Raw genomic sequence first — 13,713 nt, forward strand, 5'->3', positions numbered from 1 at the left:
GGAATGAAAAAAGTAATTTATCCATTACTCTCCCTCTCTTTATTACCCTTATTTTCAATTGCGCAAGAGACGAAACTCACTGCTGACGATCTCTTTGTAAAAGCGCGAAAGGTAGCCTTTGATTCAAAAGATTATCCGCAAGCCATTCAATTATCCAAACAGGCGCTACTTCAAGCACCGGATTACTCGGATATCAGTATCTTTCTCGGACGGCTTTATACCTGGTCGGACAAAATTGATTCGGCAAGAACCATCTTCACAGAACTGGACAAAAAGAATACAAGTGATGAAGATTTCTTTTTAGCCTATGCCTCATTGGAATATTGGAATGATCAGACTGACAAAGCTATTGCAATTACAGACAAAGGGCTTAGCCTACATCCGCAGTCGCAGGATCTACTTCTGTTAAAAGGTAAAATTAGTTATGGCAATGATCATTATGAAGCTGCCGAAAAGGCAATTCATCGTTTATTGGCAATTAATCCTAAAAACACAGAAGCTCGAGCACTGGCAAAAAGTATTGAAGAATATACGGCTAAAAACGCAATCGGTCTGACCTACAACTTCGTCTATTTTGACAAACAGTTTGATCATAATTGGCACATTGTAGGCTTAAGTTATAAGCGGGCAACCCCCATAGGGTCAGTTATTTTCAGGACCAACTATGCAAATAAATTTGCAGAAAACGGCGTACAATTCGAGATGGAGGCTTATCCGCGTCTTTCAAAGATATTTTACCTATATGTAGGTGCTGGATACTCCAATAATGTAGGGATTTTTGCGAAATATAGAACTGGCGTGTCTCTCTATGCCAATCTTCCGAACAGCTTTGAGGGAGAGATCGGATATCGTCAGCTTTATTTTAGCGACAACATCTGGATGTACACGGCTTCAGTCGGAAAATATTACCAAAACTTTTGGTTCAATCTGAGGACTTATCTTACACCGGGCGAAAAGAATATTTCCCAATCCTATACCGGAACAGTCCGCTATTATACAAAAGGAGCAAACGATTACTTCGGATTTAGTGCCGGAACGGGTCTGAGCCCCGAAGAAAACCGAAATAATCTATTGGACAACGCTTCCTATAAATTAAAGACATTCAAAGTAGGTGCCGAGTATAACTTCTCGGTGAAACAAAGTAACCTATTTTCAATTTCGGGCACCTATTATAACCAAGAATTCAGGCCAAAAGAGAAAGGAAATCAATTGGACATCATCCTTGGTTATATTCGAAAATTCTAGTTCTTCTTTGTTCTATTAAAGTAATTTGTATACACACTGTCTGGAAGAAGTCGCTTCTGGGTATAAAAGAGTTTGTTCTTGCGCTTAAATAATTCAAAGCGCTTGGACAATTCTTCTTTCGCATTATCCGCGGTGGCATCTTCATTGAGTATTCCATCCAGTTTATACAGTTGTCCGTCGGAAAGATGGTAACTGCCCTTTACAAAATCTATCAATTGATTTTTACTCTGCATCATGGCTATGCCATCACCCTGAGCTGAAGCGCCCTTGTCAAGCCCCTGACCGATCCAGGTAACTTGTGTAGGAGTTTTCATCCCAAAATTCTCGCGATAGTAGGCCAATATGGAAGGGGCGACATCAAAATGGCTAACAAAATGATGAAAAGTCTTTGGCCCTTTCAAAAGTGGTGAATAAATCAACAGTGGAACATGATAACGATCGATTTTGCTTTGCAAGGGTATCTCAGGCATCGCGTGGTCCCCAGTTATGACAAAAATAGTATTTGCAAAATCTGGTCTCTTTTTATATTCATTAAAGAACTGCTCCATCGCATCATCTAGATTCAGCACCGAAACAAGCTGGGTACGGTTTTCCAAAGCCCACTTTTTTTGTTCGGGTGTAAGGTTCAATGTTGCGATACGTTGATCAAATAGTTGCTCATAATGAGCCGCATTATTAATCAAAAACGGATTATGGGTTGATAGTGTCAAAAGAACATGGAAATAAGGGTGTTCCTGTACCTTCTGTACTTCAAGAAGTTTGCTAAAGACAGCTTGATCTTCATATCCCCAGCTCTCCCCACCCTTTTCGGGTAATTTTTTATAAGGAGGTCCGAATGCGGCTTGGTCCATGAGCATATCTATTTTATTATAATCCATGAACTTTTTCATGAAATCAAAATTAGAATGACCGCCATAGAAAAACCCAGTATTGAATCCATTACTCTTCAAAATATTAAATAGATTAAAGTTGTCAGGCAAGGTGTCTTGTTCCAGGAATCCATGTGTTGCAAAAGGCAACGAACCTGTTATGGTCGGCAAAACGGAAAATGTCCGACCCGAGGAACTCATATTATTATCCCAATACAAAGACTGTTGCTTCAATGTACCTATAAAAGGTGTAAAGTTGCCAATATAGCCACTTTCGGCACTATAGGCATGTCCTAAACCCTCAATAACAAGAATGACCAAATTGGGTACTTTCGCCGTTTTCTGCATGTATGCCCCTAGGAAATCTTTAGTATCCTCTTTTTTCAAAAAGGGAAATCTAGTATCTACCACTTTTGCATCATCGTCGTCTTTATTGAACATAGCGAGCATCCCGGGGTGCTCATCCACGTAATTAGTGAAATTGGAATCGAAAAAATAACGCCACTTACTCCGGCTTGCATTGGCGACGAATTCATCTTTTTCGGAGCTCCCCCCCAAAAGCGAAGCCGAGGAGACAAAAAACGATATGATCCCCAAAGATAACAGTGCAATACTCGCATAAGCCTTTTTGAATGTCTGTTTATTGGCTACCCAAAGGGGAACCCAAGAAATTACGATCAATAATAAAAGTAAAGCAATATTGGTAAAGCTCAACATACCACTGGCCTCCAAAATTTGCTTCATCTCTTCCGAACTATAATAGAACATATCAGCCCCAAGCAAATTTCTCGATTCGCCAAAATACAAAAACAAGATGAATTGCATAACGACGATAAACGAGAACGATATGACCATAAGAAGTCTTGCCCAAAAACTGCTGATGAACTGAAGCAATAAATAGCCGATTCCCAAACAGGCCAAGGATTGAAAGATAAACAAGATGTTATCCAAAAACAGGTATTTCCCGGCATGTGACTCCGAAAGCTGAGAAAATCGACGACCGTACCACCACCACTCGACACCAACAGATAACATATACAAGGCAAAAACAACCAACATAACAGGTCCTAAGCTCTGTAACGACAGATTTAATCGCTGACCAAGGTATTTCCAAACCGACTCATTGGCATCTTTTTGTTGAAAGCCTTGCCGTGTCATTTCTCCCCAGCCATGCTGCTTGCGAAAGTAATCAACAACCCCCTGTACCCCAGCTTTAACAACAATGGGATGAAAGTATAAAGGTTCTAGTATCGCCGTAGTTATCAGGGTGGAAAGATCTCGTTTCTTCGAATAAACCTGATGGCTAACAAGATCAACCAAGATGGCATAGATCGAATACAAAATTCCGGAAGCAATCACCAGTGCAAATAGTGCAACGAAAAATGGCCAATTGATTATTCCTAGAATAAAAAAGATTAGAAAAACAATATAGCCCGTAAATTCGACAATGGGTCCCAAGAATTCAAAGAAAAACCAATAAGGCATACTGAGCATACCAAAACGGCCGTATTTGGGATTGAACATGAGTTTTCGATGTTTCCATAAGGTTTCCATCGTGCCCCGCATCCAACGATTGCGCTGCTTACGCAATACTTCTTTTGACTCGGGTACTTCCGTCCAGCACAATGGATCAGGAATGTTGACCACCTCGTAGGCTTGCTTTTGCTCCTCCATATAGCGGCGCATACGAACAACGAGTTCCATGTCTTCTCCCACAGTATTTCGGTCATAGCCCCCGCACGCTAATACAATCTCCCGGTCAAAAGCGCCAAATGCCCCGGAAATAAGAATTAATCCAGAAGCCCTGGACCAAGCCATACGGCCTAAAATAAAAGCGCGGATATACTCCAAAGCCTGCGTACGTCCCAACCATGATTTTGGTAGATTAACGTCGACCACCGAACCGTTCACGACATTACAGTTATTAGCCAAACGTATAACTCCGCCACAGGCTATAACCCGTTTGTCGGTCTGCTCCAAAAATGGCTTTGCTAATTTTAGAATAGCATCCTGTTCCAAAATGCAGTCCACATCAATACAGACGATATAATCTCCTGAAGAAATATTAACGCCGACATTGAGCGCATCAGCCTTACCGCCGTTTTCCTTGTCAACAACAATCAGCTTCTTAAAAGCTGGATTTTTGCTCTTATAGATCCCCCTTATATCCTTGGTCTCAATAGTTCCCTGAACAAAAAAGGACGTTGGTTCAAGTTCATAAGAAGCTATCAATTTCAAAATTGAGTCGTCTTTACTACCATCATTAACGATAATAATTTCCAGATTATGATAATACAGCGACAATAATGAACGTACGTTTTCAACGATGGTCATCCCTTCGTTGTATGCTGGCGCAATCAGACTGAATGTTGGCGCGTTGGGGTTGGTGGCAATAATACTATAATCCGTAAATGTATTATTGTGTTTGTAACGAAACACCGCTCCATAAGCGTATAGCCCTATCCAAGTATAGATAATGAATACTGCTGCCGAATAAAGCAAAAATAACCAAACTATAATTTCGTATACGATATGGGAAAACTCTAACATTTTTTCTCTTGCAAAGCGTGTTTAATAATTTGTGTAAGTTCGTCGTATGTATCTTCACGTTGTGAAATCTCGCGCAAATACTGTTCTTCGCCCAGTACAACGAGTACTTCTGCTGCAGAAATTTTAATTGACACTTGGTTATGATTCCACAGTTGATCCTTTAGAAAATACTCACTTTCTCTACTTTTGGCAATCTTCATTGCTTTAAGGATTTCGATCTGAACTTCTATTGGTTGCAGATCAAAATTTTGCATAAATTGCTGAATTGTCCCACTGTTCTCAATAGCCTGCAACGTTCGTATGGCTTGTACACGAACCTTCGTAGATGGATGATCCAATAGGCTAAAAACTTCGGTATAAAAAGTCATCAATCTAAATTTTCGGATCAAACGCAATGTAAATACGACGACAGAATCATTTGAACTCTTAAGCCAGGTATCCACATGTAACTCCGAAAGCTCGGGTATTTCATGAATAGAAAACAATAAACGCAGTTGTTGCCAGTCAGATAAGGGACGATCGAAATGGTCCAAAAAACCAAGTCCCTCATATCCCTTAAAACTTACGATCGCATATTGTGCTTCTTGATATACCGCAGTACGGGGATCATTAAGCTTGGCTGTTATCTCAGGGATTGCCGGTTCAACATTCATCGCGGCAAGCTCTTGAACCCCACCCGCAACCAGATAAGCTTTTCTATGCCGAAGCTTTCGCCAAGCCTCATCCTCCAATTTAAAATCATGAAACAACCTATTGATCGATTGTTTCGCTCCACCAGAAAATTTTCGATCCGAGTCAACTAATACATCCAAAAAAAGAGCCCGAAAAGAAGGTTCCTTCAGGTATTTCGCAAACTCCAGGTCTCGATCGCCATTCTCATCGCCACCTACTATAGTTTCCATAATTTTGTACTCGATGATCTGTCGCCAAGATTGCCTATTATGAAGGATTCTATAGCTATAAAAGCTGTATCCCAGTACTGTGATAATCAATAATAGTACTAAAATCAATACGATAACAATCGCCAGAATAAGCTCATGTAGCTCGATATGGTGGTGCATAATTTTATTTATTTATCAGGCGTTTTATCCTAAGAATCAGTTCGTTTGGACTAAATGGTTTAACCATAAAATCAGATGCGCCTAAATCAAATGCATCCACCACGACCTCCTCTTGGCCCATACTCGATAATACAATAACCGGGATTTTCTTTCCGATACTCTTTATTGCCGAAAGAATTTCAATACCAGAAGCAAAGGGCATCATAATATCCGTTACAACTAAATCCAAATTCAGTTCATTAATTTTCTCGATGGCTTCACGGCCATTTCTGGTCAGCACCACTTCGTGTCCTTCTTTCACTAATTTGTGTTCAACAGTACGTAGTATCAATTCGTCGTCTTCCGCTATTAAAATCAACATATCATTATTTATTTAAGATTTTTGCAATTAATTCCAATCCGATATCCATTTCTTGTTCGATTGCCACAAAAGCGATCGCAAGGTCTGTTTCAATCGTTGGGCTGATCTCCAGGTCCTTGGTCATTTGAGCCAATTTAATAAGTCCGGCTGTCGATGAAGTTCCCCGCAACTTATGAAGGAGTTCTTTGATGCGTACAATATCGTTTGTATCAATGGCCTCCTTTAACTGCTTTCTAGACCCCTTTATTTCCCTGACGACCAAATCCAGAAAAAAGGTTAAAAATGCGGGATCATCGCCAGCCTGTTCTTCCAGCCGTCGCATATCCAGATGCTCGTCCAAATCTTCCAGATCCGAGGCTTCGGCAGCACTGGGTTTAACCGATAACATGGCTTTTTCCAAGGCCTTGAATAAATCCTGTTGACGAATAGGTTTAGCTAGAAAGTCTGACATTCCCGCTTCCAGACAGCGTTCCTTTTCGCCTGAAATATTACCGGCAGTAACACCGATAATAGGTGTCTCAGCATAGGAGGACATTTGCCGGATCTGCTTGGTTGCTTCAATACCATCGACCTCGGGCATCTGAACATCCATCAAAATAAAATCAAATTGTTTCTCTTTGCAAGCACGAATGGCTTGGGCTCCGTCAGAAACTTCGGTTAACTGGGCGCCAGGCATGATGCTAGCCATCATGCGTAAATTAAGCGCCATGTTAACGGCATTGTCGTCTGCCAAGAGCACCTGAACGTCTTGACCGTACGATTCTGATGATAACGATAAGTTTGCATTCGCCTTTACTTGCACAGCATCTTCCCTATTTTGTTGTATCGCCCTTCTTAAAGTCGAATACAGTTCTTCAGATTTAATCGGCTTAAGTAGACAGAATGACCGCTCCTCCTGTCTAAATGCAGAAATCACCTCATGCTCTTCCGAGGAAGTATGTAATACAATCAATGGAATGCCTTCTTCTTGTTTTCTAAAGAGTTCCTTAATCTTTTCTATCGTTTCCAGACCCGATAAGATAGGCATATGATAGTCCATTAAAATCACATCGAATCGTTCACCTTTCATCAGCAACTGTAAGGCTTCCATACCGTTTTCTGCGAGGACAGACTCAACGTTTTTATAGGCCAACATATGTTGAAGGATAATCCGATTATTAGCATTGTCATCGACAACGAGGACACGATTTAACGGTAAGTCTGTATCTTCCTCCTCCATTTCTTCGCATCGGACCTCGATATCAAAATAGAACGTCGATCCGACGCCCAGTTCGCTTTCCAGATTCAATTTACTACCCATGTATTTCAGGAGGTTATTGGAGATTGTCAAGCCTAGTCCCGTGCCGCCGTATCGTTTACTGACGGAGCTATCTTCTTGTGTAAAGGCATCAAAGATGCGTTGTTGTTTCTCTGGTGGAATTCCTATCCCCGTATCTCTAACCGAAAAACGTAAGGTCAATTTATCCTCATCGTTGCGAAGTTTACTGATCTTAAATTCAATCTCACCTTTTTCCGTAAACTTAACGGCGTTACCTAATAGATTCACCAATACTTGCTTAATACGTGCCTCATCAATCCAAACAAAAGCCGGCAGCCCCTGTTCAATGTTCAAAAGCAGTTCGACTTCTTTGCGTTGTGCTTGATAGAGAACAACATTAATAACCTGATTCGCTACATCATATACATTATACTTATCGACAAATAATTCAAGCTTACCGGATTCGATTTTTGAAAAGTCTAAAATATCATTAATAATATTGAGTAAGCTGTTTCCAGATTCATTGATATAGCCTAAGTATTGTAACTGTGTATCATTTAATGGTGTTTTTAATAACAAATCGGAGAATCCAATCACACCGTTCAATGGCGTTCGAATTTCGTGACTCATATTGGCGAGGAATTCGGACTTTGCCTTACTCGCCAGATCGGCCAACTCTTTCGCTAATTTTAATTCATCATTTATTTTAACCGATTCAGTGATATTTTGTGTAAAAATAATGATACCACCTATACTTCCATCAGCGAGATGCCACGGTCTTACTTCCCAATTGAAATGTTGTGCTTCGGCAAGTCCACCAGCCTGTATGACTTCATCCGTATTCTTATACGGTATTCCCTCCAGCGCATCAAGGTAGATTTTTTTTCTATTTTCCGGTATATTTGGAAACAATTGAAAAAAGTTACTATTTGGCGGCAAACTTACTCCTTCGTGAAAATCTTCCAACCATTGATTACTCACCGAAATATAGTTAAAGTCTCGGTCAAACATAGCAACCGAAGCAGGAACATAATCCACAAAAGCCCGTAACATAGATTCTTTGCGTTCCAGTTCCAAGAATAGCGATTTACTTTTATCAATATCCTGAATAATTCCAAAAACACGTTTACACACATCATTTTCAAATTCGGGAATACCTTTTACCCGCACCCAAATTGATTCACCATCTTGTTTTAATAGACGCAATTCGGTATCATAGGGTGTTCTTGTTTTAACGGCGTTTTCAAAAATTCCACGCAAAATAACCTGGCTTTCCGGCTCATAAAATCCGATTGCATGTTCAAAATCAGGTGTAAAATCAGGATCCACACCATGAATTAACTTCGTGGAGTCGGACCAATAGACCTTGTTTTCAGCTAAATTGACCTCCCATCCGCCTACCTGAGCGACAGCATTGGTCTGCTCCAGGATTTGTTTGGTATGCAAAAGATCATTTTCAAGGCGCAGTCGATCCGTCATATTCAAGGCCGTACTGACAACATAAGATCGTCCATTTTCATCCGTTTCCAACATATTATGGTATAGCCAAGAAATGTCTTCACCATCTTTTGTTTGAAGAACCATCATTCCCGAGTCCTCTTTGTTGCTTGCAATACGTTTGAGATAGTCTTCAACAAGACCGACATGATGAGACGGCACCAATTTCTTGAGGTTAAGTCCTTTTACCTCTTCTTTGGCATACCGCAATATCTCCCTTCCTTTTTCATTAACGGATAGAATATTACCGTCCAAGTCATGCATGCTCATTAGACCGATCGCATTTTCAAAAAAGCTACGGAATCTACGTTCAGAATTCTCCAACTTGAGTTTTTCTTCGCGCTCTTTTGTTACGTTTCTGCCAAAAGCCAGAATATCATGATTTATTGGATCATATTTGAAATGCCATTCAATTTCAACAACTTGGCCATTCTCTATTTTAGTCCTACTCGTTGATTGAACGCCGTATTTGGTTTCCTCAACCCGACCTAAGTCCGACACTAATTCCCTTTCAGTATCTCCCAATAAGGTAAAAATAGATTTGCCTAAACTATTCGACCTGGACAATCCCAGGACTTTACTAAATGCGGGGTTAACTTCTTTTACCTTGCGCGCCTCATCCAATACACAAATAATATTGTTCGTCAAGTGAAAAATTTCGGAGAAGTAACCAGCCTGAACTTTTCGTTTTTTTCCCAATAATATTTTGGTTACTGCCTTGCCCAGCTCCTCCAACGAGTCTTTTTGTTTATCCGAAAGCGTTTTCGGGTGGAAATCAATGACACAGATCGTTCCAAGCGCATCGCCATCATCATCCAGGAGCGGAACGCCGGCATAAAAACGGATATTTCCCTCGCGAATCAATGGATTGGAAGACGAGCGTGGGTCTTCAAAAGTATCTTCAATGACGAGGACCTCCTTACTCATTATGGTGTATTGACAGACTGTATTCTTCCTGTCAACGGTATCCAACTCCATACCAACGCAACTTTGAATACGTTGTGTGTCTTGCTCCATCATGGCAATTAACGCTGCGGGACAATCTGTAATCAGACAGGCCGCCTGCGCAAAAACATCCAGCTCAGGGTCTTTCCCGAGTCCCATTAACTCATAGGACTTTAATTTTTCTATCCTTCTTAACTCATTTTCAGGAAAAACATTATTTGCCATTCACTTCTACTATTTAGATCTGGTTTATTGTGACCGTGAAGTTAATAAAAACATTGTTTAACGCCTAAACAATAAGGAAATATTGCTCAGATAAATGTTTTATAAAGAACAATCAACTGCAAAAATAGTTGATGCTATAAAAAGATTATTCATACGCCTTCTTCATAATTTAGTTATTTACTAATTGAATTTTATATCGTTTTTACCTTATTAAGAAAGCGGGAACTTTAATTCTACAGTGCATTTGGATAAATTGATCCAGAAAATAGCTTAAAAACGAACGAGCCCCGCTAAATGTGATAGCGGGGCTCTGCGATAGGTATAAGTTAAAAAAGTTTTTCAATACTCTGTTCGGCATAGCCGGCACTTGCTGTCATTCCCTTCCCTCCGATACCGGTTCTAACATGTATCTTTGAGCTAACGTCGATTTCAAGAATATGATCTTTGTGCTGCGAATAATAACCTGCCCAAGAGGATGAAATCGAGGCACGCTCCATCGGCATGATACGGTTGGCTTCTGTAATCATCAATTCATTGATATAGGAATTCACAGCGAAGCCCAATTCATCCAGTCTGTTGCCCGCTGCATATTCGTGCGAATCACCGATAATAATACTACCATCCGTGGCCTGTTTAAAAAGCATATGAATTCCATAATTGCGTAGCTCCTGATAGTGATCAGGCAATGGAATTGTTTGAAAAGATGGGCAGTATTCTTCAAAACTCTCGTATCGACGAATGGTCAGTCCTGTTAAAATATTCCCTGGCAAATGGATATGGGCCAAAGGTTTCGTTCGCATCATTTGCAACTTGCTAATTTCAAGTCCACTATTGTCAAATAAGGAACGATATAAAATTTTAAACTCGTATCCATTGCAAATAAGCAATTTCTTCCCTTCAAAGTTTTGCAACGTACTGCTTGTGACAACAACAGCATCATTTTTATCCTCGCAGGCCACAATTGTCGTATCGTATTTCAACGTATAGTCCACAAACTTATTTTGCATATAAATATGCAGCTGTCTAATCATTGACTCGGGTTCTACACTGAGTTCCTGCGGAAAAAAGATGGCCTCTTTAACATAACTAGCATTCATCACAGGATATTTCAATAAAACCTGTTCCTTCGACCAAAGTTCATGTTCATATCCTTTCGCTTGATAATGCTTAGATAACTCATGAAGTACCTGAACTTCATCATTATCTGAAGCAATATAGATACTACCATTTTTTCTAACGGATATATCCATCTCCCGCTGAATAGATTGATATATTTCAAGTCCACGTACACCATAATCAAACCATTCACCGGCCATCCCCGATGGCACTACTTGTCCAAAATTACGAACGGTAGATCCCACGGGAAAATTATCCTTTTCGAGTTGGAGCACACGTAACCCCTTTTGTAACGCATGATAGGCATGAAAGGTTCCTAAAATCCCGCCCCCAACAATAATTAAATCATATGTATTTGTTTTCATCTTTATAAATAGAATATCATAAAAAAGTATAGTTAACTAATTTGTACTTCTCCTTTTGTCGCATGCCAAGGAGCCAACAACTCATCGTCGCTTTCTTTCATCTGTTCTTTTTTTCGAATAAAATAAAGTAGGGAGAAGATGCCCAAAATCGCTCCGATAATAGACGCCGAAAAAACCAATTGAATAAAGTAATTTCCCCAAGTAACAGAATTTGGCATAAACTCTTTGTTCACCAATATCAGAAAACTACCCAAATAGCCGATTGAATCAGCCATATACATCACAAAACCAATATTACTTTTCATACGATATGTAGCGATCATTCTTTCAAAAAATATAGCGTTATAAGGAATGTATGCCATATATAACCCCAAACCGACGAGCAACATCCAACTTAAACCATCAATCCATTGCCTCGTAAACAAATAGGTAGAAATACCTGCAGTAAGGAAACCCATAATGATCATATAGTGAATCAACTTAAACGCTTTAAGATTGTTTTTAACCATGATAAGACAACTCACCAACAGCAATACAATTAATGAAATAGTCCCATCAACTTTTGCAAAAATACCCGCTCCTTTTACATGTAACATCTGCCAGATTTCTACCTCAAAGTTATCCCGCACGTCACGTAAAATAGTAAGCATCGTGTACACGATAATAGTCAATACAATCCCGGGCATAAAGGTTTTAAAAAAGTGTTTTCGCATTTGACTGTCCATTGCAACGCGTTCTGTCCGTAGCTTCTTATCCTCCGTTGTAGGTTCTGGGGCATTTTCAAGTATCCATACGCACAAAATAAAGGGTAGAAAAAAAAGTAAACCCGTCAAAAATGGCATCCAAAATTCATTAATATGAAAAGAAGACATCAACCACCGTCCAACAGTTTTTATCAGTCCAGAAGCAAAAATCAGACTCACGGACATTACTGCCCCCATAATCTCTGTAAAACGCCTTCCTTCTAAATAACTAAATACCAATCCCCAAACCATTCCCAATGGAAAACCATTGATAAAAAGAAAGACAACATTCCAAGGCCTTGGACAAAGTGCAAATGCCAAAAGCCCTATCCATGAAATACAAATCAATGCGATTAAATACCCTCCTCTATTACGTTGTTTACTTTCAGAAATAAATTTAATGCCATAGAACTTTGACAACAAATAGCCCAGCATTTGAATGACCACCATACAGACTTTATAATCGACACCAAAAATAGTATCATTTGCAAAGGCAGATGCCGTAAATGACTTTCTAAATGAATACATACTCGTATAACATAAAAATGCTGTAACAGCCAGAACAATAGCCACAGATTTCTCATCCAGTCTATTTATGCGTCGTTTTATTCGTTGGTTTAACTCCATCATCTAAACTTGTTAACAGACCTCATCGTCCGCAATCAAAAGTAAATTTTGGAAATTAACACAAGACTAAACTTTTGTTAAGTATTTATAAACAAATATAATTATCCATTTGTAATACGAAAAGTATAAAATAAAAAAAGCATCATTGAATGATTCAATGATGCTCTAATACTTAACGTGTTATTATCTATTTCTTATTTTCAAAAAAGTATACAATTAGCATGACGGCCTTTCCATTTCCAACATTGCGCGGTGTATGTGATAGTCGTCCATTAAAGAAAATCGAATCGCCCTCCGCTAAGCTAATTTTTTGATCATTGAAGATATACTCCACCTGTCCGCTAATGATATATTTATATTCATAGGCTTCGGTCTCCACCATGGGGCGTTCTGCATCTGGAAGCAACTCCAAAAGAACAATATCCATGGTCGAACTATCCATCGCAGTTGTAAAAATCCGTTTATAATGAAAACCTATCGCCGACTCTTTTTCAAACGGACTATACGTATCTTTTTTCCGAACGACCACAGGGCCTGAATCCAATTCAGAATTAAAATCTTTAAAAAACTCGTTAAGATCAATATTCAGTGCATTGATGATATTAATCAATACGAGTAAGGAGGGTATTGTTCTGTTATTTTCAATCTGCGAAATAAGCCCCTTGCTTACACCCGCTCTATCGGCAACTTCCTGTATGGTAATTCCTTTTTCTTTTCGAATTTCCTTAATTTTATTGCTAATCTTGAATATCGTATTATCTTCCATAACTTGGCCAAAAGTAAACATTTTTATGATGTCGTGTATATTAAGTTTTTATCACTTAATCATAGGTCACCTATAAAATTATGAT

The 13,713-nt window shown here is 39.4% G+C and carries 8 protein-coding genes; 1 reads left to right on the forward strand and 7 read right to left on the reverse strand.

Going from position 1 to position 13,713, the window contains the following annotated elements; all coding sequences use genetic code 11:
• Positions 1 to 3: 3 nt before the first annotated feature.
• Entirely contained in the window at positions 4 to 1,245 is a 1,242-nt protein-coding gene (locus B3P16_RS08815) for a YaiO family outer membrane beta-barrel protein (RefSeq protein ID WP_286842459.1), read from the forward strand.
• Here B3P16_RS08815 and B3P16_RS08820 read toward each other — a convergent pair.
• The 7 genes from B3P16_RS08820 to B3P16_RS08850 form a co-directional block, all read right to left on the reverse strand.
• Positions 1,242 to 4,664, reverse strand: coding sequence for a sulfatase-like hydrolase/transferase (locus B3P16_RS08820; RefSeq protein ID WP_286842461.1), 3,423 nt, complete (start codon positions 4,662 to 4,664; stop codon positions 1,242 to 1,244). The two genes, B3P16_RS08815 and B3P16_RS08820, sit on opposite strands and share 4 nt — an antisense overlap.
• A complete protein-coding gene (locus B3P16_RS08825) occupies positions 4,658 to 5,725 on the reverse strand; it encodes a hypothetical protein (protein ID WP_115049269.1) in 1,068 nt (355 codons plus the stop codon). Before B3P16_RS08825 ends, B3P16_RS08820 begins: the two co-directional genes overlap by 7 nt.
• A gap of 4 nt (positions 5,726 to 5,729) precedes the next feature.
• Complete coding sequence (locus B3P16_RS08830) at positions 5,730 to 6,086, reverse strand: response regulator transcription factor (protein ID WP_070570518.1); 357 nt, start codon at positions 6,084 to 6,086, stop codon at positions 5,730 to 5,732.
• Between the two features lie 4 nt (positions 6,087 to 6,090).
• Positions 6,091 to 10,011, reverse strand: coding sequence for a response regulator (locus B3P16_RS08835; RefSeq protein ID WP_286842464.1), 3,921 nt, complete (start codon positions 10,009 to 10,011; stop codon positions 6,091 to 6,093).
• Positions 10,012 to 10,337: 326 nt separating this feature from the next.
• Positions 10,338 to 11,492, reverse strand: a complete 1,155-nt coding sequence (locus B3P16_RS08840; protein WP_286842465.1) for a TIGR03364 family FAD-dependent oxidoreductase — start codon at positions 11,490 to 11,492, stop codon at positions 10,338 to 10,340.
• Positions 11,493 to 11,524: 32 nt separating this feature from the next.
• A complete protein-coding gene (locus B3P16_RS08845) occupies positions 11,525 to 12,865 on the reverse strand; it encodes a DUF5690 family protein (protein ID WP_286842468.1) in 1,341 nt (446 codons plus the stop codon).
• 184 nt (positions 12,866 to 13,049) lie between these two features.
• Positions 13,050 to 13,649: a helix-turn-helix domain-containing protein gene (locus tag B3P16_RS08850; RefSeq protein ID WP_254667692.1), complete on the reverse strand. Its 600-nt coding sequence runs from the start codon at positions 13,647 to 13,649 to the stop codon at positions 13,050 to 13,052.
• Positions 13,650 to 13,713 lie beyond the last annotated feature (64 nt).

The sequence above is a fragment of the Sphingobacterium sp. UBA7631 genome (genome assembly GCF_002483935.1).
GTDB lineage: Bacteria > Bacteroidota > Bacteroidia > Sphingobacteriales > Sphingobacteriaceae > Sphingobacterium > Sphingobacterium multivorum.

Coding starts and splice junctions, on each gene's coding strand:
- B3P16_RS08845 (WP_286842468.1), bottom strand. CDS start 12,865: ATGATGGAGTTAAACCAACGAATAAAACGACGCATAAATAGACTGGAT.
- B3P16_RS08850 (WP_254667692.1), bottom strand. CDS start 13,649: ATGTTTACTTTTGGCCAAGTTATGGAAGATAATACGATATTCAAGATT.
- B3P16_RS08825 (WP_115049269.1), bottom strand. CDS start 5,725: ATGCACCACCATATCGAGCTACATGAGCTTATTCTGGCGATTGTTATC.
- B3P16_RS08815 (WP_286842459.1), top strand. CDS start 4: ATGAAAAAAGTAATTTATCCATTACTCTCCCTCTCTTTATTACCCTTA.
- B3P16_RS08820 (WP_286842461.1), bottom strand. CDS start 4,664: ATGTTAGAGTTTTCCCATATCGTATACGAAATTATAGTTTGGTTATTT.
- B3P16_RS08830 (WP_070570518.1), bottom strand. CDS start 6,086: ATGTTGATTTTAATAGCGGAAGACGACGAATTGATACTACGTACTGTT.
- B3P16_RS08835 (WP_286842464.1), bottom strand. CDS start 10,011: ATGGCAAATAATGTTTTTCCTGAAAATGAGTTAAGAAGGATAGAAAAA.
- B3P16_RS08840 (WP_286842465.1), bottom strand. CDS start 11,492: ATGAAAACAAATACATATGATTTAATTATTGTTGGGGGCGGGATTTTA.